Here is a 19,516-nt window from a genome sequence, read left to right on the forward strand (position 1 = left end):
ATAATCCGGCTTTAATGGGGAGCCGACTAAACGTCACGTGGTTGCAAGGTGCCGGATGCCTGGAGGTATCCGATGTTGCGTCGGGCGGAGGCGTTTTCCCCATATGTCAGTTCAGGCCGATCTGGATTTTGCGAGCGACGATCGCGCGAGGGCGCAGATCGGCGCGGCGGTGAGCTATCTGCTCAGGGACGCGACCGGCGTTGCGCGTGAGCATGCCGTCGAGACAATTGTCGAGATGGTGCGCGACATCGCAAGCCGGCCGCTCACTGTCGAAGCGGCATCGATTCAGCCGCTGATGAGCGGCGTCACCTATCGGGATTTTGTGATCGACGCCTACCGGCGCGATGTCGATCGCTGGCGCGCGACTATCCGCCGTTCGAACGGCAAGAAGATCCGGATCGCTTCGCCGCCGTCGGTGCGCGACGAGGCGACGACCACAGCGGACGCGATCACCGCCGAGAAGGCCATCGAGTTCGCCAGGCGGGCGATCGACTTGGGCGAGGTGATCTGACCTCGCCGCCTCAAGGCTGGCATCGCCGCGACGTCTTGGCGATGCCGCCTATGCTTGGGACGCGCGATGTGCTCCGATACGACGGCCGCGCCGGTTCCGCGGCTGTCTGCGGAATTGTCCATTCGTCCTGTCCCAGCCGAGAAATGCCATGCCTTCCGAACTCCGTTCGCCTCGTCTGGCCGTCCTGATCGACGCCGACAACGCATCTGCAAAGATCGCCGATGGGCTGTTCGAGGAGATCGCCAAGATCGGCGAGGCCAGTGTGCGCCGCATCTACGGCGACTTCTCCAATCCCAGGTCCAAGGGCTGGGCCGACATCCTGTCGAAGCACGCCATTATTCCACAACAGCAATTCGCCTATACGACCGGGAAGAATGCATCCGACATCACCTTGGTGATCGACGCCATGGACCTGCTGCACAGCGGCCGGTTCGACGGCTTCTGCCTGGTGTCGTCGGACAGCGATTTCACCCGGCTTGCCGCCCGCATCCGCGAGCACGGCATCGACGTGTTCGGGTTCGGCGAGCAGAAGACGCCGGAGAGTTTTCGGCAGGCCTGCCGCCGGTTCGTCTACACCGAGAATCTGCGCGGCGGCGCGCCGAGCAATCAGGATGCCGCCGTGCGGGCCCAGCCGTTGCAGCCGCCCGAGGCCGCCACGCCGATCATCAAGAAGGTCATCAGCCAGATGGCGAGCGAGGACGGCTGGGTCACGCTTGGCGAGGTCGGACGGCAGCTGGCCAATTTCGCGTCGGATTTCGATCAGAGGACCTACGGCTTCCGCACCCTCGGCGAGCTGGTGCGCAGGACCAACGCGTTCGAGATCGAGTCCAAGGGCGGGACGATGCGAATCCGCATCAAGCCAGCGGCTGCACCGGCGCCAAGACGGCGAGCTCCAAGACGGCGAGCCGATCAAAGGCTGCCGGAATGAACGGCGCGCCGCGCGGTCTGTTCTGCGCGATTTCTGAATCTGAACCCAGGATGAATGCTGCTTCGGACATTGTCCGGAGCGGCATTTTCGTTCGTGCCGGAATCAAGCGAATTGCGCGCGGAACTGGAGTTGCGCGAGTTGCAGCGTTGGAACCGGAACGTTCTCGTCGCTTGCGATGTTGAGGGGGCATCGATCAATTCGGAGGAGGAGAATCATGAACAAGCGTTTTGCTGTGTCCCTTGTCGCTGCTGCGACGCTGCTCGCATCCGGTTCGGCCTTCGCGCAGTCCACGACTGCGGCGGGCGCCGCGAACGGTGCGCGGGCCGGCGGCGAAATCGCGGGGCCTGTCGGCGAGATCGTCGGCGGCACGGTGGGTGCCGCGGTCGGCGCCGGCCTCGAGATCCCGAATGCGGTAATCACCTCGATCCCGCGCAACGAGCCGTCGGTGGTGGTGCGTGAACGCGTCGTGGTCGGCGAGCCGCTGCCCGACACCGTCGTGCTGCGTCCGGTGCCGCGCTACACCGAGTATCGCTACGCGGTCGTCAATGATCGCCGCGTGATCGTGGAGCCGCGCACCCGCCGGATCGTCAAGATCATCGACTGATCGCGTCGAGACTTCTGACTACGAACATCCTCGCGGGCCCATCGTCCGCGGGGATTTTCGCGGGTCCCATGATTACCGGCATGGCACCGCCCAGCTTTTTTCATGAAAGGACCGGTTGGCCTGACGCCGCGATCCCCTAGACTGGTCCGCAACGGATGGACGCAGCCAGCGTTCGTCTCAATCAAGAGCAGGGGATGGAAGCATGGGTCGGAAGATCGCGATCGTCGGCGCGGGTGCTGTCGGCGGCTACGCCGGTGCGCATATGGTGCAGGCGGGGGAGGACGTCACCTTCATCGACCCCTGGCCCGCGCATGTCGAGCACATGCGCAAGCACGGCCTGCGCGTCACGCATGCGATGGACGTCGCGGAATTCTCGGTGCCGGTGCGCGCACTCGATGTCACCGACGCGCAGCAATTGGCAAAGGAAAAACCGGTCGATATCGCCTTCGTCTGCATGAAGTCCTACGACACCGCCTGGGCCACCATGCTGATCCGGCAATATCTGGCGGCGGACGGTTATGTGGTGTCGCTGCAGAACTGCATGAACGAGGAAACCATCGCCGGCATCGTCGGCTGGGGCAAGACGCTCGGCTGCATCGCGAGCAGCATCACCGTCAATCTGCCGGAGCCGGGCCATATCCACCGCGGAGCCGGCAAGGGCGGCGCAGCGCACACCGTGTTTCGCGCCGGCGAGGTGCACGGCCGCATCACGGCGCGGGCGGAGGAAGTCTGCCGCCTGGTCGGTTATTCCGACAGCGCCAAGGTCACCTCCAATTTCTGGGGCGAGCGCTGGTCCAAGCTCGTCGCCAACGTGATGGGCAACGGGCTCTCGGCCTGTACTGGTCTGGCGGGTGGCGAGGTGCTGCAAAGCGAGCCGCTGCGCCGCTTCTCGACGCGGCTCGGCAGCGAGGCGATCCGCGTCGGCCAGGCGCAGGGCTATCAGCTGGAAGAGATCCTGCACCTGCCGCCGGAGACCATCGCCCGCGCCGGCGAGGGGGATGAGGCCGCAGCGCGCGTTTGCGACGAGCAGCGCTTCAAGGATGCCAAGCGCACTTCATCCGCACAGCGTCCCTCGATGGGCCAGGACATGCAAAAGGGCCGCCGCACCGAGATCGAATTCCTCAACGGCCTCGTGGTCCGCGAAGGCGGGAAGCTTGGCATCGCGTGTAACGCCAATGCCGCGCTGACCGACATCGTCAAGCGCGTCGAACGCGGCGAGCTCGCGCCGGATCCGCGGCACATCACCGAGTTGAGGTTGAATTGAGCGGCCACAGCCGTCATTTGCGAGCGCAGCGAAGCAATCCATCTCTCCGCATGTGTGGAATGATGGATTGCTTCGCCGCTTCAGCGCAAAATTGCTCTGCAATTTTGTCGCGAGCATCTCGCGGTGACGGATGCGTAGGTTGCAGGCGCCTTCTTATCTAGAGCAGCTGCCGTACCCCCATCCCGTTCATGAACCGCTCGCGGATCTGCACGGGATCGCGCCGCGTCGTCCCGGTGCCGGGCTTGTCGTCGATGCGCACGCCGATCAGGGTCGGGCCGGGGGCCTGTTTCGACTGTTCGATCAGCCGCTCGAAATCGTCCTCGTCGGCGGCCCAGGAGCTGTTCGCGATCCCGCTGGCGAGAGCGATCGCGACGAGGTCGGTATGGCCGGCGGCCGGCGTCGGCTGCGCGCCCGTGATCTGATAGATGCCGTTGTCCATCACCACCATGGTGAGATTCTTCGGCGCCAGCGTCGCGATGGTCGAGAGGCAGCCGAGCTGCATCAACAGCGAGCCGTCGCCTTCGAGCGCGAACACGCGGCGGTTCGGCTGCGCCAGCGCGACGCCGAGCGCGATCGGGAAGGCGAGGCCCATGCTGCCCAGCATGTAAAAATTCTGCGGGCGATGGCCGGCGGCCCACAGGTCGAAATTGGTGTTGCCGATGCCGCCGATCACGGCTTCGTCCTTCAGGCCGGCGACGAGGCGCTGGGTGAGCTCGAAGCGGTTCATCACCTTGGTGTTGCGCGTGTGGGTGCTGGTCATGGCTGATCTCACTTGTCGAAGGTCTTGCCGCCGGTCAACAGCGGCGAGAGGATCAGCGCCACCGGCGCCTGGGTGGTGACGGCCTGCTTGATCGAGCGGTCGGCGATGAATTCGAGCTCGTCGAGCCGGGTGATGGTGTGATGTTCCATCGCCAGCGAATCCAGCACCGGGCGCATGGTGCGGCAGACCAGCGCCTGACCGTAGTTGAACTCGCCGAGCGTGCCGCGCTCGGAGACGAACATGATCAGCGGGATCTGGTAGGGCACCGCAAGCGAGGCCAGCACATTGGCCAGCGTGGCAAAGCCCGAGGTTTGCATCAGCACCGCGCCGCGCATTCCCGCCATCCAGGCACCGGAGACGATGCCCACCGCTTCTTCCTCGCGCGCGGTCGGAAACGTGTTGAAATAGGGATCGGCGTGCAGATCCTTGATCAGCGTGGTCAGCACCCGATCGGGCACATAGGGCACGAGCTTGATCTCGTTCCGCTTCAGCGTCTGCAGCACGATGCCGTGCCAGCTGGTCGCCGACTGGCCTTTATCTTTGGACGAGGCTTGTTCCGCGGCCGCCATCCTGTTCTCCCTGCTCGCGCGACGCTGATGGCCGCTTGCCGCACGAAACTTGACGCGGTGCCTGCGATTGTCAACATGTCGCGGCCGCAACGCGATCTGCGGAATTCGGCCATCGCGGCGCCGAGCCAACGTGCGATACAGGCGTAACGAAAAAGGGACGGTCTAGGGACGGGAGGCGTCGATGGCCGGATGGGTCTGGCGGACCGCCATTGCAGCGGCGGCCATGGTTGTGGCCGGCCTTGCGTCCGCGCAGCCGTTCCCGGCCAAGGCGGTTCACATTCTCGTTCCATATCCGCCCGGCGGCGGCGTCGATGTGCTGACGCGGACGCTCGCCGAAGCGGTGTCGAAGAACTGGACGCAATCGATCGTGGTCGAGAACCGGCCGGGCGCCGGCGGGGTGATCGCCTCGCAGGCGATCGCGACCTCCGCGCCCGATGGTTACAATCTGATCATGGTGGCGAGCGGCCACGCCACCAATCCGTTCCTTTATCCAAAGCTGCCCTACGACACGTTCAGGGATTTCTCGCCGATCTCGCTCTTGGCGTCGTCGCCGAACGTGCTGCTGGTGCGCGCGGATTCGCCGTTCAAATCGGTCGCCGACGTCATCGCCGCGGCGAAGGCAAAGCCCGGCAGCCTGTCCTTCGCCCATGCCGGCAACGGCACCTCGACCCATCTGGCCGGCGAGCTGCTCAAGAGCCTCGCCAGGATTGATCTCGACGCGATTCCCTACAAGGGCGGTGCGCCCGCGATCAACGATCTGCTCGGCGGGCAAATTCCGCTGTCGTTCAACAACGGACCGGAATCGGTCGGGCAGCTGCAGGCCGGCACGGTTCGCGCGCTCGCGGTGACGACGGGCTCGCGTGCGCCGTTCCTGCCTGACGTGCCCAGCATGTCGGAGACCGTGCCGGGCTACGACACCGAGGTGTGGTGGGGGCTGCTCGGACCCGGCAACATGCCGGCCGACCTCGTCGCCAAGATCTCGCATGATTTCGTCGCGGCGGTGAACACCGATGCCGTGAAGGAGCGTCTCGGCAAGCTCGGTGCGATCCCGATCGGCTCCACGCCGGACAAGTTCGCCGCCAAGATCAAGGCCGACTACGACAAATGGGGGCCGATCATCAAGGCCGCCGGCATGAAGGCGGAATAGAACATGGCTGCGTCAGAGATTCCCGCCTGCCTGCCGCCGCGTCCGGTGACGCCGCCCAGAGACAAGCTACCGCCGAAGGCCTGCGATACGCATGCGCATGTATTTGGTCCGGCCGATCGCTTCCCCTATGCCGGCGATCGCAGCTACACGCCGCCGGACGCGCCGCTCGCGACCTATCTCGGCATGCTCGACGTGCTCGGTTTTGCCCGCGGCGTGCTGGTGCAGGGTAGCGCGCACGGCCACGACAATTCGGCGATGCTGGACGCGTTGCAGCGCGAGCCCGCGCGGCTGCGCGGCGTCGCGGTGGCCGATGCCGATGTGGCGGCAGGCACGCTGCGGCAATGGCGTGTGCTCGGCGTCCGCGGCCTGCGCTTCAACCATTTCTTCCGCGGCGGACAGCTGCACTATCGCGGCGGCATTCCCTTGAGCGTTGCCGAGACGCACGCGGGCGTGATGGCCGAGCTCGGCTGGCATCTGCAACTCTGGATCGACGTGAAGGATTTGCCTGACACTATCCCGACGCTGAAGGCGCTTGGGTTGCCGGTCGTGGTCGATCACATGGGCCGCACCGATGCTGCCGCCGGCATCAACACCGCGGGCTTTCAGAGCCTTTTGCGTGCGGTGGACGAAGGCTGGTGCTGGGCCAAACTGTCGGGCGCGCATCGCCTGAGCCAGCGGGCGCCCGATTATCCGGATGCGCGGCCGTTCCACGAGGCACTGGTCGCAGCCAATCCTGAACGGCTGGTGTGGGGCGGCGACTGGCCGCATCCGCGGGTCGAGGGCGAAATGCCCGACGCCGGCCATCTGCTGACGCTGTTCCAGGAATGGACGCCGGATGCGGCGGCCCGGCACCGCATCCTCGTCGGCAATCCCGCACGACTCTATGGCTTCCCAAACTGAAAGCTGCTCGAAGACATGACCGTCAACAACAAGCGCGTGTTCTACGTCAAATACCTCGCCCATGAGATCTACGTCGATATCCTGAAGAAGCGGCCGGACGTCCGGCTCGATCGTCTGGAGAACGAGACGCCGGAGGCGACGTTCGCGCCCGTCCTCGCCGACGCGCATGCCTATCAGATCGGTGCGGCCCGCGATGAGCTGGCGCCGCATTTCCATGCCCATGCCGAGTTGTTGAAGCGCGCGCCGAATCTTCTGATCGTGTCGTCGAATGGCGCCGGCTTCGATCCCGTCGATGTCGATGCCTGCACCGCGGCGGGCGTGCTTGTCGTCAACCAGTCCGGCGGCAACGCCAATTCGGTCGCCGAACACGCGCTCGGCATGATGCTGACGCTGTCGAAGCGGATCATCCAGTCCGACCGCAGGCTGCGGCGCGAGGCCAACGTCAACCGCAACGATCTGATCGGCAACGAGCTCAAGGAGAAGACCGTCGGCATCGTCGGTCTCGGCAATGTCGGCCGCCGCATCGCCGAGCTATGCAAGGGCCTCCTGCACATGAAGGTGATCGCCTACGATCCCTATCTCACGGCGGATGAGATGGCGAAACGGGGCGGGGAGAAGGTCGAGCTCGACGATCTCCTGCGCCGCGCGGACTTTGTTTCGATCTCGTGTCCGCTGGACAAGAACAGCCGCGGCATGATCGGCGCGCGCCAGTTCGCGCTGATGCAGCCGCACGCCTATTTCGTCACCACCGCGCGCGGCTTCATCCACGACGAGAAGGCGCTGGAGGAAGCGCTGCGTGACAAACGCATCGCCGGCGCCGGGCTAGACGTCTGGGACAAGGAGCCGCCGCCGCCGGATCATCCGCTGCTGCAGTTCGACAATGTGCTGGCGAGCCCGCACACCGCCGGCGTCACCCGCGAGGCGCGCATCAACATGGGCCGGATCGCGGCCGAGCAGATCCTCGACGCCCTCGACGGCAAGCGCCCGCCGCGCATCATCAATCCCGAGGTCTGGCCGGTCTACGCAAGACGGTTCGAGAAGGCGTTCGGGTTCATGCCGGGGTAGGGTCAGGCCTGCCCTTGCGGGGGCCGCGGCTGCGCGCGGCCAAAAATATCGAAAACAACCCCATGCAAAGGAGCTGGCGGCTGCCGGCGTTCGAGCAGGCAACTTGACGCGTCGGGCAACTCAGGGGTACATTTCCAATATTCAGAAATCGTGCAGGCGCCGGCCTTGCGGGAGAGATATACCGCGGGGCTGAGGGAACTGTTCCGCGGGTGCGTCCCTCACGCAAGCGGCCAGCCGTGCGAGCGTTGTTGCGCGGGCAAAAACACCGGAGAAAATCTCCTTCGTTGCAGCCTCGATCGAGGCAATAAACCCACTGCCGAACGACCGCCTCGCAACACGTCCGTTGTTATTTTCCCTGAGATATCGACGGCTTAGCCCGAAATCGCCATTTTCCGTGTGTGCCCGACCATTCCGGGCACGGAAGGAAGATTTTCATGCGACAGGTCCAGTCATTGCTCCGCAACGCGCCCGCCAAAATCGGCCGCCGTCTTGCACAGATCGTCGCGATCGCTGCCGCCAGCCTGCCGCAGGCCGGCGCGTAGTCTTCCCCGCTGCGAACAGTCGCACACGTACCAGCCGAATTAACTCACCACCCTTTCGTGTTAGTGCTAGCGTGGTACCCCCGGGCTCTGCCGGTGCAGCAGGGAGGGTTCCATGTCACGCTTCGTCGTTCATTTCATGAAAGACGTGCTCGGCGGCAATGGCCGCGAGCGCGAGGTTTGCCAGGGTGCGCTTGAGATCGACGCCTCGAGCGAGGGCCAGGCCACCGAGATGGCCAAGGTCAAGTTTTGCCAGGAACAATCGCTGTGCGACTGGTCACTGCATGCCGACCGCATCCGGATCGAGGCGGCCGACTTGCACGTGAGCTGACGTCGGCGCCTCGTCACCACCGCGGGTAAGCCGAGCCGAATCGGCATCGGAAGTTCACCTCTCCCGTGGGAGAGGTGAAGCGGCTGTGGCCGAACGGTTGCCGATCACTCCGGCAGAATGCGAACCGCACCCTTGGCCGCGCTGCTGGCGAACGCCGCATAGGCCTTCAGCGCGGTCGAGACGGCGCGCCTGCGCGGCGCCGCCGGCTTCCAGGCCGCATTGCCCTTGGCTTCCATCGCTGCGCGACGGCGCTTCAACTCGGCATCGTCGACCGCGAGGTTGACCTTGCGGTTCGGGATATCGAACTCGATGATATCGCCTTCCTCGACGAGGCCGATCAGGCCGCCTTCGGCGGCTTCCGGCGAGACGTGGCCGATCGACAGGCCCGACGATCCACCGGAGAAGCGGCCGTCGGTGATCAGCGCGCAGGCCTTTCCGAGGCCTTTCGACTTCAGATAGCTGGTCGGGTACAGCATCTCCTGCATGCCGGGGCCGCCGCGCGGACCCTCATAGCGGATCAGCACCACGTCGCCGGCCTTCACCTTGTTGCCAAGGATGGCTTCGACCGATGCGTCCTGGCTCTCGAAGATGCGGGCCGGGCCGGAGAACTTCAGAATGCTCTCGTCGACGCCGGCGGTCTTCACGATGCAGCCGTCCTCGGCAAGGTTGCCGAACAGCACGGCGAGGCCGCCGTCCCTGGAATAGGCGTGCGCGGCGTCGCGGATGCAGCCCTTGGCGCGGTCGAGATCGACCTCGTCGAAGCGGCGGTCCTGGCTGAAGGCTTCCTGGGTCGGCACGCCCCCCGGCGCGGCGCAATAGAAGTTGCGTACCTTGTCGCTCGTGGTCCGCACCACGTCCCAGCGGTTCAGCGCATCGTCCAGCGTTGCGGCATGCACGGTCGGCCCGTCGGTCGTGAGCAGCTTGGCGCGGTCGAGCTCGCCCAGGATCGCCATGATGCCGCCGGCGTGATGCACGTCCTCCATGTGGACGTCCTGCACCGAGGGCGCGACCTTGCAGAGCACCGGCACCTTGCGCGACAGGCGGTCGATATCGGTCATCGTGAACGGCACTTCGCCCTCGCGCGCGGCGGCGAGCAGATGCAGCACGGTATTGGTCGAGCCGCCCATCGCGATATCGAGCGTCATCGCGTTCTCGAACGACTTGAAGTTCGCGATGTTGCGCGGCAGCACCTTGGCGTCGTCCTGCTCGTAGTAGCGGCGGGCGAGGTCGACGATCAGGTGGCCGGCTTCGACGAACAGGCTCTTGCGATCGGCGTGGGTCGCCAGCACCGAGCCGTTGCCGGGCAGCGCGAGGCCGAGCGCCTCGGTCAGGCAGTTCATCGAGTTCGCGGTGAACATGCCGGAGCAGGAGCCGCAGGTCGGGCAGGCCGAACGCTCGATCACCTCGACCTCCTCGTCCGACACGTTGGAGTCGGCGGCCGCGACCATCGCGTCGATCAGATCGACCGCGCGCTTCTTGCCCTTGAGCACGATCTTGCCGGACTCCATCGGTCCGCCCGAGACGAACACGGTCGGGATGTTGAGCCGCAGCGTCGCCATCAGCATGCCGGGCGTGATCTTGTCGCAGTTGGAGATGCAGACCATCGCGTCGGCGCAATGCGCGTTGACCATGTATTCGACGCTGTCGGCGATCAGCTCGCGCGAGGGCAGGCTGTACAGCATGCCGTCATGGCCCATCGCGATGCCGTCATCGACCGCAATGGTGTTGAACTCCTTGGCGACGCCGCCGGCCTTCTCGATCTCGCGGGCCACGAGCTGGCCGAGATTCTGCAGATGGACGTGGCCGGGCACGAACTGGGTGAAGGAGTTGACCACCGCGATGATCGGCTTGCCGAAATCCTCGTTCTTCATGCCGGTGGCGCGCCAGAGGCCGCGTGCACCCGCCATGTTGCGGCCGTGGGTGGTGGTGCGGGAGCGATAGGCGGGCATCGTAAATCCTTCTCAAATCCTTGGGCCAAGGCGATTTTTTAAGGGAGTTGGCGCTCCTTATGCCTGCCCGTGGATGCGGATTCAAGCGCGGAACCGCATGGCTGAACCCCGCAATTCGGGCAATGTCGAGCGGGTCGGCTTGATCTCGGCCGGCCCGGTGCATTAGCTGGTCGCGCCGACGGCAAGAATAACGAACAAGCAAAAAAGGGAGAGACACGCGTGGCAAGGCTGCCCCTGATTGATCCGGACACGACGGGCGGCGATATCCGCGCCGCGTTCGACCGCATGCCGGTCAAGCTCAACATCTTCCGCATGCTGGCCCATGCCGAGGCCAATGCGATTCCGCTGATGCGGCTCGGCAATTCGATCCTGCACAAACAGAAGCTCTCCGCGGTCAATCGCGAGCTCCTGATCCTGCAGGCCGCGCAGCTCGAGGGCGGCGCCTATGAATGGCGCCAGCACGTGCCGATTGCGCTCGGCGTCGGCGTCACCCAGGCGCAGATCGATGCCGTCGAGCGCGGCGATTACGACGATGCTGCACTCAACGCAGCCGAGCGCGCGCTGCTTCGCTTCGGCCGCGAGGTGGTCGAGAAGGTCCGCGTCGGCGATGCGGCCTTTGCCGCGGTGCGCGAGCATTTCAGCGATCAGGAGATCGTCGAGGCGATCGTCGCGCTCGGCTTCTACATGATGATGGCGCGGCTGACGGAGGCGACCGAGACCGATCTCGATCCGGCCGCCGGCATGGCGGTCTATGAGGGTGGCAAGAAGCGGGGCTGATGGGATGTCGGAGATTTCGCAAGAGGCCAAGCAAGACACGAAGCCGGAGCGCTATGTCCGTCCGCTGAGCGCGGAATCCTCGGGCGCCGCGCCGGGCAGGGAACGCCTCAACGGCCGCCGCATCCTCGTGGTCGGCGGCGGCCAGCGCGTGTTCGATGCCGCGACCGATCCGATCGGCAACGGCCGCGCCATGAGCCTGCTGTTCGCACGCGAGGGCGCGCATGTCGCGGTCGCCGACCTCAACCGCGCCTCGGCCGAGGACACGGTTGCGCGCATCGCTGCTGATGGCGGCCGCGCCTTCGCGATCGCCGCCGATGTCACCAAGGAGGCCGACGTCATCAGGATGATTGATGAAGCTCATCGCACGATGGGCGGGCTCGACGGCATGGTGCTGAACATCGGCACCTTCGGCAAGACCGGGCTCGACAATGTCAGCGCGGAGGAATGGAACAAAATCTACGACGTCAATGTGCGCGGCCCGATGCTGTGCTGCCGCGCGGCCTTGCCGAAATTCGAAGACGGCGGCTCGATCGTGTTCATCTCCTCGATCGCGGCGCTGAAGGCGGGATCGCAGATGGCGGTCTATGATTCCTCCAAGGCCGCGCTCGGCGGCCTGATGCGGAACATCGCACATGCGGGCGCGCGGCGCGGCATCCGCGCCAATCTGGTCTATCCCGGGCTGGTCGACACTCCGAACGGCCGCGAGGCCGGCGCGGGCCGTCCGTCGCGCGGCAAGGGGCATATCCCGTTCGGCCGTCAGGCGACGGCCTGGGAGATCGCCTATGCCGTGCTGTTCTTCATGTCGGATGAAAGCGTCTATGTCACCGCGCAGACGCTCGCGGTCGACAGCGGGCTCAGCGGTTTGTGAGCGGCGGGGAGGGCGCATGAGTGCATTGTTCGGCAAGGTCTGTCAGAACGGTTACGTCGTTCGCGACATCGACGCGGCGCTGAAGTTCTGGACCGAGACACTGCGGGTCGGGCCATTCTTCCTGATCCCCTCGGTCAAGGTCGATTGGTTCCGCTATCGCGGCGTGGACTCCGCCGTCGAGATGTCGATCGCGCTGGCCAATTCCGGCGATCTGCAGATCGAGCTGATCCAACAGCGCAACGACGCGCCGTCGATGTATCTGGATTTTCTGGCGCGCCACGGCGAGGGCCTGCAGCACATGTCGTACTGGAGCACGGACTACCAGTCGCTCTACGACCGCGCCGTCGCGGCAGGCTTCACGGTCGGTCATGAAGGCCAGATCGGCGGCCCCAAGGGACGCTTCGCCTATTTCGACACCGCCGGCCATGCCGGCACCGTGATCGAGATCTCAGACGTCTCGGGATCGAAGGGGCGGTTCTTCGAGAAGATCAGGACCGTGGCCGCGACTTGGGACGGCTCGGACCCGATCCGCGTGGTGGGCTGACGCGGCTATTCGGCGGCGAGGCTGGCCGGCGCCGGATATCCCACGCGGGGTCGCATCTTCGCGCGCCCGTTCCTGCGGCCGAACTGGCTGCCGGCCAGCAGCGCCGCGGCGCCGCGCAACTGCTCGCGCAGCCATTGATTGGTGGTGTCGTCCTCGGCGGTGGCGTGCCAGTAGAGATAATTGACGTGCGGACTGATCGGGAACGGGCAGGGGAAGCACTGCAGCAGCCCGGGATCTTCCAGCACGGAGGCGGCGCTCTCCGAGGCGGTCAGCAGCATGTTGCTGCGGCTCACGACGTGGCAGGCGGTTGCGAAATTCTGACAGGTCAGACGAACAGTGCGGGTCAGGCCGAGGCGCTGGAGCTGAAAATCCTCGAACGACAGGCCGCTGCGCCGCGACGTCACGCAGACATGCTCCATGCGCAAATAAGCCTTCTTGTCGAGCCGGGTGCCGAGCTCGGGGTGGCCGCGCCGCGCGAACACCGCGATATGCTCGGTCAGGATCTGCTCGCGCCGCACCTCCGCCGACAGCGGCAACAGCGTATCGATCGCGACGTCGAGGGTGCCGGCGGCAAGCTCGCGCTCAAGATTGTTGCGCTCGCTGCGCACGGTGGCGATCTCGACCAGCGGCGCCACCGTGCTGATGCGGTTGATCAGCGCGCTCAGCATCGGCGCCTCCAGATTGTTGCGCAGCCCGATCACGAACCGCTTCGGCGTCTGCGCCGGATCGAACCGGTGGGTGTGGGTCAGCGTCGTCTCGAGGCCGTTGAGCGCCTGGCGCACCGTGGTGATGATCTGCCGCGCCAGCGGGGTCGGCGTCATCACGTGGTTGCGGCGCACGAACAGCGGATCGTTGAACATCGCGCGCAGCCGGCTCAGCGCGTGGCTGACCGCGGGCTGGGTCAAATTGAGGCGGAAGCAGGCGCGGCTGACGCCGCCCTCGGAATAGATCGCGTCGAACACGACGAACAGGTTCAGATCGACGTCGCGTACATGCATGGAAATGATCAATCCGTATCCGTCGAATGCATTTGACGAATACTAATCGGCACTCTTAAAGTCTCAAGCAAAATAATACCTGGAGGAAACGATGAGCGTGCAATCGCCATCGCGCGGCGTTGCTGTCCCTGCGGCATCATCTCGCCTGGGCGCAATGTTTGCAAAGCCGAGCCAGGAGCAGATCGTGCTCCTGATCACCATCGCGCTCCTGATTGTGTTCGGCCTGACGCTGAACGGCTTCGCCACCGTCTCCAATCTCCTGAATTTGTTGCGGAGTATTTCTATCCTCGGCGTGCTCGGCCTCGGCATGGGACTGATCGTGATCAGCCGCGGCATCGACCTCTCCGAGGTCGCGATCATGGCGGGTTCCTGGGCGATCGCGCTGATCTACATGCAGAACGGCATGCCTGTTTTCACGGCAGTGCTGCTGGCGCTGGCGGTCGCGGTGTTGATCGGCGTCGTCAACGGCGTGATGGTCGCCTTCGTCGAGGCGCCGGCGCTGTTCGTGACGCTGGCTGCCGGCTTCGTGATCTATGGCCTCGCCTTCTGGATCGCGCCGGCCTGGGTGGTCTATGCGCCGAAGGATGCGCCGGGCTTGATGTATCTCGGCGCCGGGCGGCTGTTTGGCATCCCGGTTCCGATCCTGGTGTTCGCGGCCTGTGCAATCGCGATGCATTTGTTCCTGTCGCGCACCTCGATCGGCCGCTTCATCTATTCGCAGGGCGACAATCCGGAGGCCGCGCGGCTGACCGGCGTCGCGCTGCGGCCGCTGATCGTGCTCGAGCACGTGCTGGTTGCGCTGCTCGCCTGGATTGCGGGCCTGGTCTGGGTCGGCACCACGGGCAGCATGCAGATGGCGATCACCCAGGGCACCATGATCTTCGATGTCGTGCTCGTCGTCGTGATCGGCGGCATCAGCCTGATCGGCGGCCGCGGCAGCGTGTTCAGCGTCGTGGTCGGCTGCATCCTGATCGGCACGCTGCTCAACGCCTTCACCATCATGGACGTCAACAGCGAGGTGCAGAACATCATCAAGGGCGTGGTGCTGCTGGCCGCCATCGTGCTCGACAACTGGCTGCATCCCCGCGACGAGGAGACCGCGCGGCAAGGCGACTGAAACAGGGCGACTGAGCCGGCCGCCGCGCCAAATGAATCAATCAAAAGAAATTGCTTTGTGGAGGGAGACGATGAAGACGACGACAAAATTCTGGACGATCCTGCTGGCTGGCGTGACGCTGGCCGCGATGCCGTTTGCGGCATCGGCGCAGGAGGAAGGCACCAAGACCGCCCGCGAGCTGCGTGCCGTCTACGACAAGGCGCTGCAGGGCAAGACGATCGCCTATCTGCCGATCGCGCTCGGCGTGCCGCTGTCCGACGAATGGGGCCGGGTGGTGCAGGAAGAGGCCGAGTGGCGCGGCATGAAATATGTCGTGCGCGATCCCAACAACAATCCGTCGGCGATGCAGCAGGCCTTGACCGCGCTGGTCGATCAGAAGCCCGACGTGCTGATCGTGCAGAATCCGAGCGTCACGCTGTTGATGAAGGATCTGAAGCGCGCCGAAAGCCAGGGCACGCATGTGATCCAGATCAACATGTCCTCGAACTACAAGTCCGGCGCCTTTGTCGGCGCCGACTGGCGCGAGATCGGCAGGATGCTGGCGAACGAAGCCGTCAAGGCTTGCGGCACCGGCTCCGGCAAGTCGGGCAAGGTCCAGATTGTGCAGGGCGAACTGACCGCGGCCGCCAGTGTCGATCAGGTCGGCGGCATCATGGAGGTCTTGAACAAGGATCCGAACATCAAGGTGGTCTCGAACCAGGCCGCGAACTGGGACGCCAACACCGCGCTCAACGTCACCGCGACGGTGATCCAGCAGCATCCCGACCTCTGCGCCTCGATCGGGTTCTGGGGCATCATGGAATCGGGCGCCGCGCAGGCGATCCGCAATGCCGGCAAGATCGACGATGTGAAGGTGTTCGCCTCGGGTGAAGGCTCGCAGCTGGATTGCGATCAGGTCAATTCGGGCAATTTCTACAAGTTCCTGAGCTACAAGGCGACCGAGCAGGGCCACGACCTGATGTTCGCCGCCGAAACCCTGCTGGTATCAGGCGAGAAGCCGGGCAGCCGCAATCTCGTCTATTACACGCGTCCGATCTGGCTCGATAAGTCGAACGCCTCGGGCGCCAACTGCTTCGCGCTACCCAAGAAAAATTAACAAGGCGCGGACAGCCGGCGCGGGGGGCATTCCCGCGCCGGCTGTATCAAAGAGCACGCTCCGGCATGGTGGAGCCGGTTTTTCTCCGACCGACGCGCAGCGTTCAAGGAGAGCGTGTTCATCAAGGGACGAGGTCGCGATGCGATGGCCGATCGCGTCATGACCATGAGCATGATCCGGGACGTGCAGGCCGGCTCTTCGCAAGATCACGCTCGATCACGAGCATGATCCGGAAAAGTGGAAGCGGGTGTTCCGCAAGATCGTGCTCAATCAAAGGGGTGTTTTGGCGATGTCGATGGCCGTTGATTCCTTTGCCGCGTCGGTGCGGCGGTTCTCACCCCGGCTCCTGCTGTCGGAGCTGTTGCTGAAACAGTGGTTCGAGCCGGTGGTTCCCTTCACCGTGATGGTCGGGCTGTGGGCCTATTTCGCGCTCACCATTCCCGACTACGCCTCGGTGCAGAACTCGGTGTCGCTGCTGCGGCTGTTCGCCGAATTCGGCTTCGTCGCGCTCGCGATGGGCTTCTGCCTCGTCACCGGCGGCATCGACCTGTCGGTCGGCGCGATCTTCGCGCTGTGCAATTTCGCGGCGCTGTACTTCCTTTTGGTGCGCGAATGGCCGGTCGGCCTCGCGGTGCCGGCGACGCTTCTGGTCGGCGCGCTGCTCGGCAGCATCAACGGCTTCCTGATCGGCTTCCTGAAGACGCGGCCGTTCCTGACCACGCTGGTGACGCTGATCATCCTGCGCGCCTCGGTCAACCTGCTCAACACCAGCTACGCCCAGGTGTTCGCCACCAACTCGGTCGAGAGCGACGCCTGGGATTTCATCGGCGGCGGCAGCGTGCTCGGCATTCCCGTCAATGCGGCGACGCTGTTCGTGGTGCTGTTGATCTGCCACATCTTCCTGTCGCGCTCGCGCTATGGCTGGCATCTCACCGCGATCGGCGCCAGCCGCAAGGCGGCGCGCCACGCCGGCATCCGCGTCCGCGTGATGCTGTTCATGACCTATGTGCTGTCGGGAACGCTGTGCGCGGCGAGCGGCATTTTCTACGCCGCGCGGCAAGCCTCGACGGATTCCACCACCGGTGTGGGGTGGGAATTCCAGGCGCTCACCGCCGTCGTGCTCGGCGGCGTGTCGCTGGCCGGCGGCAAGGGCACGGTGTGGCGGGCGATGATCGGCGCGCTGATCATCTTCCTTTTGATCAACGGCCTCGTGCGGATGGGCATCCCGGGCTACGTCACCTCGGCGGTGACGGGCATGATCCTGCTCGCCGCCGTCGGCATCGACGTCAAATGGTCGAAGAACCGCGGCAAGGCGATCCAGAAGATCTATGTCAATCCGGCCTTCGTGCCGCTCGCCTCGGCGCCGGCGGTGCAGCCCGGCGCGACCTCGCCCTACGCGCAGAACGACCGGCTGATCAATGCGCAGGCGATCGGCGTCGATCAGGTCGAGGGGCCCGAGGACGTCATCCTCGATCGCCAGGGCCGGCTCTACGGCTCGACCCGCGACGGCAATGTGATCCGTTTCTCCGGGCCGAACTTCGAGACCCGCGAAGTGTTCGCCCATATCGGCGGCCGGCCGCTCGGCATGCAGTTCGATCGCGACGAGAACTTGATCGTCGCGGTCGCCGGCATGGGCGTCTACGGCGTCGCGCCCGACGGCCGCATCTTCAAGGTCACCGACGAGACCAACCGCACCTGGTACAAGCTGAACGACGATTCCCGCCTGCGCATGGCCGACGACCTCGACATCGCGCCCGACGGCAAGATCTATTTCAGCGACTGCACCACGCGCTACGAGATGACCACCAACACCCTCGACATCCTCGAGGGCAGGCCGAACGGCCGCGTGGTCTGCTACGACCCCGCGACCAGGACCACGCGCACGGTGATCAACCACTTCTATTTCCCGAACGGGATCTGCGTCTCGCATGACGGCAAATCGATCCTGATCGCGTCGACCTCGCTGTGCAAGGTGTTCCGGCACTGGATCGGCGGGCCGAACAAGGGCAAGACCGAGGTGCTGATGGACGAGCTGCCGGGTAATCCCGACAACATCAACCGCGCCTCCGACGGCACCTACTGGCTGGCGCTGGTCGGCATCCGCACGCCGACATTCGACCTTGCCGCGCGAAAACCCGGCTTCCGCCTGCGCATGGTGAAGCAGGTGCCGACCGACGAGTGGCTGGCGCCGGCGCTCAACCATGGCTGCGTGCTGAAATTCAACGAGCAGGGCGAGGCGCTGGAATCCTGGTGGGACCCGACCGGCATCTCGCATTCGACGTTGACCTCGATGCGCGAGCACCAGGGCTATCTCTATCTCGGCGGGCTCGAGAACAACCGGATCGGCCGCATCAAGCTCGACGGCGTCGACGACAGCTGGACCGGCTACGATGCCTATTGGGGCGCAAAGAGCAGGGTGACGACGTAATGGGATTTTTCGATCATCTGCTGCGCGACGTCCGCAGCGTCATCGACCGCGACGGCGGCCAGAACGCGATCCCGCCGCTCGACGGCGCGCTGAGCCCGAACGACCGGCTCGACACCGCCACCCCGATCGGCGAGCCGCTGCCCGGCGTCGACGACGTGATCGCCGCCGGCGACGGCGCGGTCTATGTTTCCGCAGGACGCCAGGTCCTCAAGCTCGGCGGCAATGACTTGTCGACACGTACAGTCGTCGCCGAGTTCGAGGATGATGCCGGCGGGCTCGCGCTGCATCCGGACGGCCGCCTGCTGGTCTGCGTCGCGAGCAGGGGCCTTGCGGCGATCGATCCGGCGAAGCCCGATCCGCGCTGGCTGGAGGCTGCCGGCGGTGGCGCGCTCACGGGGCTGTTGTCGGTGACGGCGGCGCCCGATGGCCGCATCTATGCCGTCGAAGGCAGCACCAGCCGGCGCCCGGGCGAATGGCGGCACGACCTGATGGAGAAGCGCGCCAATGGCCGGCTTATCGGCTGCGGCGCCGGCCTCGACAATCCGCAGGTGCTGCTGCGCGATCTGCCCTATCCCTATGGCGTGAGTGTTTCGGCCGACGGCAACAGCCTGTGGCTCACCGAGAGCTGGGCGCATCGCCTCAGCCGGTTCGCGCTCGGCGGCAACGGGCTTGGTCCGCGCGAGACCGTCGCCGCCAACATGCCGGGCTATCCGGCGCGGCTGCATCCGGACGGCCACGGCGGCATGCTGCTCGGCATCTTTGCCCGCCGCACCCATCTGATCGAGTTCGTACTCAAGGAAGACGATTTCCGCGAGGAGATGATGGCGACGATGCCGCCGGATTACTGGGTCGCGCCGGCGCTCGCCGGCGGCAGCGATTGCCTTGAGCCGATGCAGATCGGCAGCGTCAAGGCGCTCGGCATCCAGAAGCCGTGGGCGCCGCCGCGCTCCTACGGTCTGCTGGTGCATCTCGACGCCGAGGGCGATGCGACCGACAGCCTGCACAGCCGCGCCGGCGGCCGCTTCCACGGCATCACCGCCGCCTGCGCCACGCCATCGGGCGTCGTGATCGCGGCGCGCGGCGCCGGACGCCTGCTGCGCACTACGGGAGAGCTGCGATGA

General features: G+C 65.3%; 19 protein-coding genes. 15 read left to right on the forward strand and 4 right to left on the reverse strand.

What is annotated here, in order from left to right; genetic code table 11:
* Window positions 1–103 precede the first annotated feature (103 nt).
* The 4 genes from QA639_RS16605 to QA639_RS16620 all read left to right on the forward strand — a co-directional run bounded on the left by QA639_RS16605 (window position 104) and on the right by QA639_RS16620 (window position 3,307).
* On the forward strand, window positions 104–511 hold the full coding sequence (locus QA639_RS16605; RefSeq protein ID WP_028331513.1) for a hypothetical protein: 408 nt from the start codon (window positions 104–106) through the stop codon (window positions 509–511).
* A gap of 148 nt (window positions 512–659) precedes the next feature.
* The gene (locus QA639_RS16610; protein WP_283090244.1) at window positions 660–1,439 is read left to right on the forward strand and encodes an NYN domain-containing protein; all 780 of its coding nucleotides are present in this window, start codon (window positions 660–662) and stop codon (window positions 1,437–1,439) included.
* Between the two features lie 214 nt (window positions 1,440–1,653).
* Window positions 1,654–2,043, forward strand: coding sequence for a DUF1236 domain-containing protein (locus QA639_RS16615; RefSeq protein WP_283090245.1), 390 nt, complete (start codon window positions 1,654–1,656; stop codon window positions 2,041–2,043).
* Window positions 2,044–2,245: 202 nt separating this feature from the next.
* Entirely contained in the window at window positions 2,246–3,307 is a 1,062-nt protein-coding gene (locus QA639_RS16620) for a ketopantoate reductase family protein (protein WP_283090246.1), read from the forward strand.
* Between the two features lie 157 nt (window positions 3,308–3,464).
* On the opposite strand, the gene QA639_RS16625 is transcribed toward QA639_RS16620, so the two are convergent.
* Window positions 3,465–4,067, reverse strand: a complete 603-nt coding sequence (locus QA639_RS16625) for a thiamine pyrophosphate-dependent enzyme (protein ID WP_028331510.1) — start codon at window positions 4,065–4,067, stop codon at window positions 3,465–3,467.
* A gap of 8 nt (window positions 4,068–4,075) precedes the next feature.
* Window positions 4,076–4,636 (reverse strand): thiamine pyrophosphate-binding protein, encoded by a 561-nt coding sequence (locus tag QA639_RS16630; RefSeq protein WP_028331509.1) that lies wholly within the window; start codon window positions 4,634–4,636, stop codon window positions 4,076–4,078.
* Between the two features lie 181 nt (window positions 4,637–4,817).
* Between QA639_RS16630 and QA639_RS16635 the strand changes: the two genes are divergently transcribed.
* The 4 genes from QA639_RS16635 to QA639_RS16650 all read left to right on the forward strand — a co-directional run bounded on the left by QA639_RS16635 (window position 4,818) and on the right by QA639_RS16650 (window position 8,618).
* Window positions 4,818–5,783 carry a Bug family tripartite tricarboxylate transporter substrate binding protein gene (locus QA639_RS16635; protein WP_157345983.1) on the forward strand — a complete coding sequence of 322 codons (966 nt, stop codon included), beginning with the start codon at window positions 4,818–4,820 and terminating at the stop codon, window positions 5,781–5,783.
* Window positions 5,784–5,786: 3 nt separating this feature from the next.
* Window positions 5,787–6,683, forward strand: coding sequence for an amidohydrolase family protein (locus QA639_RS16640; RefSeq protein ID WP_283090247.1), 897 nt, complete (start codon window positions 5,787–5,789; stop codon window positions 6,681–6,683).
* A 15-nt stretch (window positions 6,684–6,698) separates the two neighbouring features.
* Window positions 6,699–7,748, forward strand: coding sequence for a hydroxyacid dehydrogenase (locus QA639_RS16645; RefSeq protein WP_157345985.1), 1,050 nt, complete (start codon window positions 6,699–6,701; stop codon window positions 7,746–7,748).
* A 654-nt stretch (window positions 7,749–8,402) separates the two neighbouring features.
* A complete protein-coding gene (locus QA639_RS16650; protein WP_028331505.1) occupies window positions 8,403–8,618 on the forward strand; it encodes a hypothetical protein in 216 nt (71 codons plus the stop codon).
* A gap of 104 nt (window positions 8,619–8,722) precedes the next feature.
* Here the strand turns inward: QA639_RS16650 and ilvD are convergent, their stop codons facing one another.
* Window positions 8,723–10,567, reverse strand: a complete 1,845-nt coding sequence (gene ilvD / locus QA639_RS16655) for a dihydroxy-acid dehydratase (RefSeq protein ID WP_157345986.1) — start codon at window positions 10,565–10,567, stop codon at window positions 8,723–8,725.
* 219 nt (window positions 10,568–10,786) lie between these two features.
* On the opposite strand from ilvD, the gene QA639_RS16660 reads away from it, so the two are divergent.
* The 3 genes from QA639_RS16660 to QA639_RS16670 are packed head-to-tail and all read left to right on the forward strand — an operon-like array spanning window position 10,787 to window position 12,756.
* Window positions 10,787–11,344 (forward strand): carboxymuconolactone decarboxylase family protein, encoded by a 558-nt coding sequence (locus tag QA639_RS16660; protein WP_050387003.1) that lies wholly within the window; start codon window positions 10,787–10,789, stop codon window positions 11,342–11,344.
* Window positions 11,345–11,348: 4 nt separating this feature from the next.
* A complete protein-coding gene (locus QA639_RS16665; RefSeq protein WP_157345987.1) occupies window positions 11,349–12,212 on the forward strand; it encodes an SDR family NAD(P)-dependent oxidoreductase in 864 nt (287 codons plus the stop codon).
* Window positions 12,213–12,228: 16 nt separating this feature from the next.
* Window positions 12,229–12,756 (forward strand): VOC family protein, encoded by a 528-nt coding sequence (locus tag QA639_RS16670; protein ID WP_157345988.1) that lies wholly within the window; start codon window positions 12,229–12,231, stop codon window positions 12,754–12,756.
* Window positions 12,757–12,761: 5 nt separating this feature from the next.
* Here QA639_RS16670 and QA639_RS16675 read toward each other — a convergent pair whose 3' ends face one another.
* Entirely contained in the window at window positions 12,762–13,754 is a 993-nt protein-coding gene (locus QA639_RS16675; protein WP_157345989.1) for a LysR family transcriptional regulator, read from the reverse strand.
* Window positions 13,755–13,845: 91 nt separating this feature from the next.
* Between QA639_RS16675 and QA639_RS16680 the strand changes: the two genes are divergently transcribed.
* The 4 genes from QA639_RS16680 to QA639_RS16695 all read left to right on the forward strand — a co-directional run bounded on the left by QA639_RS16680 (window position 13,846) and on the right by QA639_RS16695 (window position 19,516).
* On the forward strand, window positions 13,846–14,871 hold the full coding sequence (locus tag QA639_RS16680) for an ABC transporter permease (protein WP_225163682.1): 1,026 nt from the start codon (window positions 13,846–13,848) through the stop codon (window positions 14,869–14,871).
* Window positions 14,872–14,941: 70 nt separating this feature from the next.
* Window positions 14,942–15,967 carry a sugar ABC transporter substrate-binding protein gene (locus QA639_RS16685; RefSeq protein ID WP_028331499.1) on the forward strand — a complete coding sequence of 342 codons (1,026 nt, stop codon included), beginning with the start codon at window positions 14,942–14,944 and terminating at the stop codon, window positions 15,965–15,967.
* A 295-nt stretch (window positions 15,968–16,262) separates the two neighbouring features.
* On the forward strand, window positions 16,263–18,395 hold the full coding sequence (locus QA639_RS16690; RefSeq protein ID WP_346283732.1) for an ABC transporter permease: 2,133 nt from the start codon (window positions 16,263–16,265) through the stop codon (window positions 18,393–18,395).
* Window positions 18,395–19,516 carry an SMP-30/gluconolactonase/LRE family protein gene (locus tag QA639_RS16695; protein WP_283090249.1) on the forward strand — a complete coding sequence of 374 codons (1,122 nt, stop codon included), beginning with the start codon at window positions 18,395–18,397 and terminating at the stop codon, window positions 19,514–19,516. Before QA639_RS16690 ends, QA639_RS16695 begins: the two co-directional genes overlap by 1 nt.

Origin of the sequence: Bradyrhizobium pachyrhizi (assembly GCF_029714545.1) — a bacterium.
In the GTDB taxonomy this organism is placed as follows: domain Bacteria; phylum Pseudomonadota; class Alphaproteobacteria; order Rhizobiales; family Xanthobacteraceae; genus Bradyrhizobium; species Bradyrhizobium pachyrhizi.

What these genes read in the sequence shown, in the direction of transcription:
- QA639_RS16625 (WP_028331510.1), bottom strand. Translation starts at nt 4,067, where the DNA reads ATGACCAGCACCCACACGCGCAACACCAAGGTGATGAACCGCTTCGAG.
- QA639_RS16665 (WP_157345987.1), top strand. Translation starts at nt 11,349, where the DNA reads ATGTCGGAGATTTCGCAAGAGGCCAAGCAAGACACGAAGCCGGAGCGC.
- QA639_RS16605 (WP_028331513.1), top strand. Translation starts at nt 104, where the DNA reads ATGTCAGTTCAGGCCGATCTGGATTTTGCGAGCGACGATCGCGCGAGG.
- QA639_RS16670 (WP_157345988.1), top strand. Translation starts at nt 12,229, where the DNA reads ATGAGTGCATTGTTCGGCAAGGTCTGTCAGAACGGTTACGTCGTTCGC.
- QA639_RS16650 (WP_028331505.1), top strand. Translation starts at nt 8,403, where the DNA reads ATGTCACGCTTCGTCGTTCATTTCATGAAAGACGTGCTCGGCGGCAAT.
- QA639_RS16615 (WP_283090245.1), top strand. Translation starts at nt 1,654, where the DNA reads ATGAACAAGCGTTTTGCTGTGTCCCTTGTCGCTGCTGCGACGCTGCTC.
- QA639_RS16635 (WP_157345983.1), top strand. Translation starts at nt 4,818, where the DNA reads ATGGCCGGATGGGTCTGGCGGACCGCCATTGCAGCGGCGGCCATGGTT.
- QA639_RS16680 (WP_225163682.1), top strand. Translation starts at nt 13,846, where the DNA reads ATGAGCGTGCAATCGCCATCGCGCGGCGTTGCTGTCCCTGCGGCATCA.
- QA639_RS16620 (WP_283090246.1), top strand. Translation starts at nt 2,246, where the DNA reads ATGGGTCGGAAGATCGCGATCGTCGGCGCGGGTGCTGTCGGCGGCTAC.
- QA639_RS16630 (WP_028331509.1), bottom strand. Translation starts at nt 4,636, where the DNA reads ATGGCGGCCGCGGAACAAGCCTCGTCCAAAGATAAAGGCCAGTCGGCG.
- QA639_RS16640 (WP_283090247.1), top strand. Translation starts at nt 5,787, where the DNA reads ATGGCTGCGTCAGAGATTCCCGCCTGCCTGCCGCCGCGTCCGGTGACG.
- QA639_RS16690 (WP_346283732.1), top strand. Translation starts at nt 16,263, where the DNA reads ATGGCCGTTGATTCCTTTGCCGCGTCGGTGCGGCGGTTCTCACCCCGG.
- QA639_RS16675 (WP_157345989.1), bottom strand. Translation starts at nt 13,754, where the DNA reads ATGCATGTACGCGACGTCGATCTGAACCTGTTCGTCGTGTTCGACGCG.
- QA639_RS16610 (WP_283090244.1), top strand. Translation starts at nt 660, where the DNA reads ATGCCTTCCGAACTCCGTTCGCCTCGTCTGGCCGTCCTGATCGACGCC.
- QA639_RS16645 (WP_157345985.1), top strand. Translation starts at nt 6,699, where the DNA reads ATGACCGTCAACAACAAGCGCGTGTTCTACGTCAAATACCTCGCCCAT.
- QA639_RS16685 (WP_028331499.1), top strand. Translation starts at nt 14,942, where the DNA reads ATGAAGACGACGACAAAATTCTGGACGATCCTGCTGGCTGGCGTGACG.
- QA639_RS16695 (WP_283090249.1), top strand. Translation starts at nt 18,395, where the DNA reads ATGGGATTTTTCGATCATCTGCTGCGCGACGTCCGCAGCGTCATCGAC.
- ilvD (WP_157345986.1), bottom strand. Translation starts at nt 10,567, where the DNA reads ATGCCCGCCTATCGCTCCCGCACCACCACCCACGGCCGCAACATGGCG.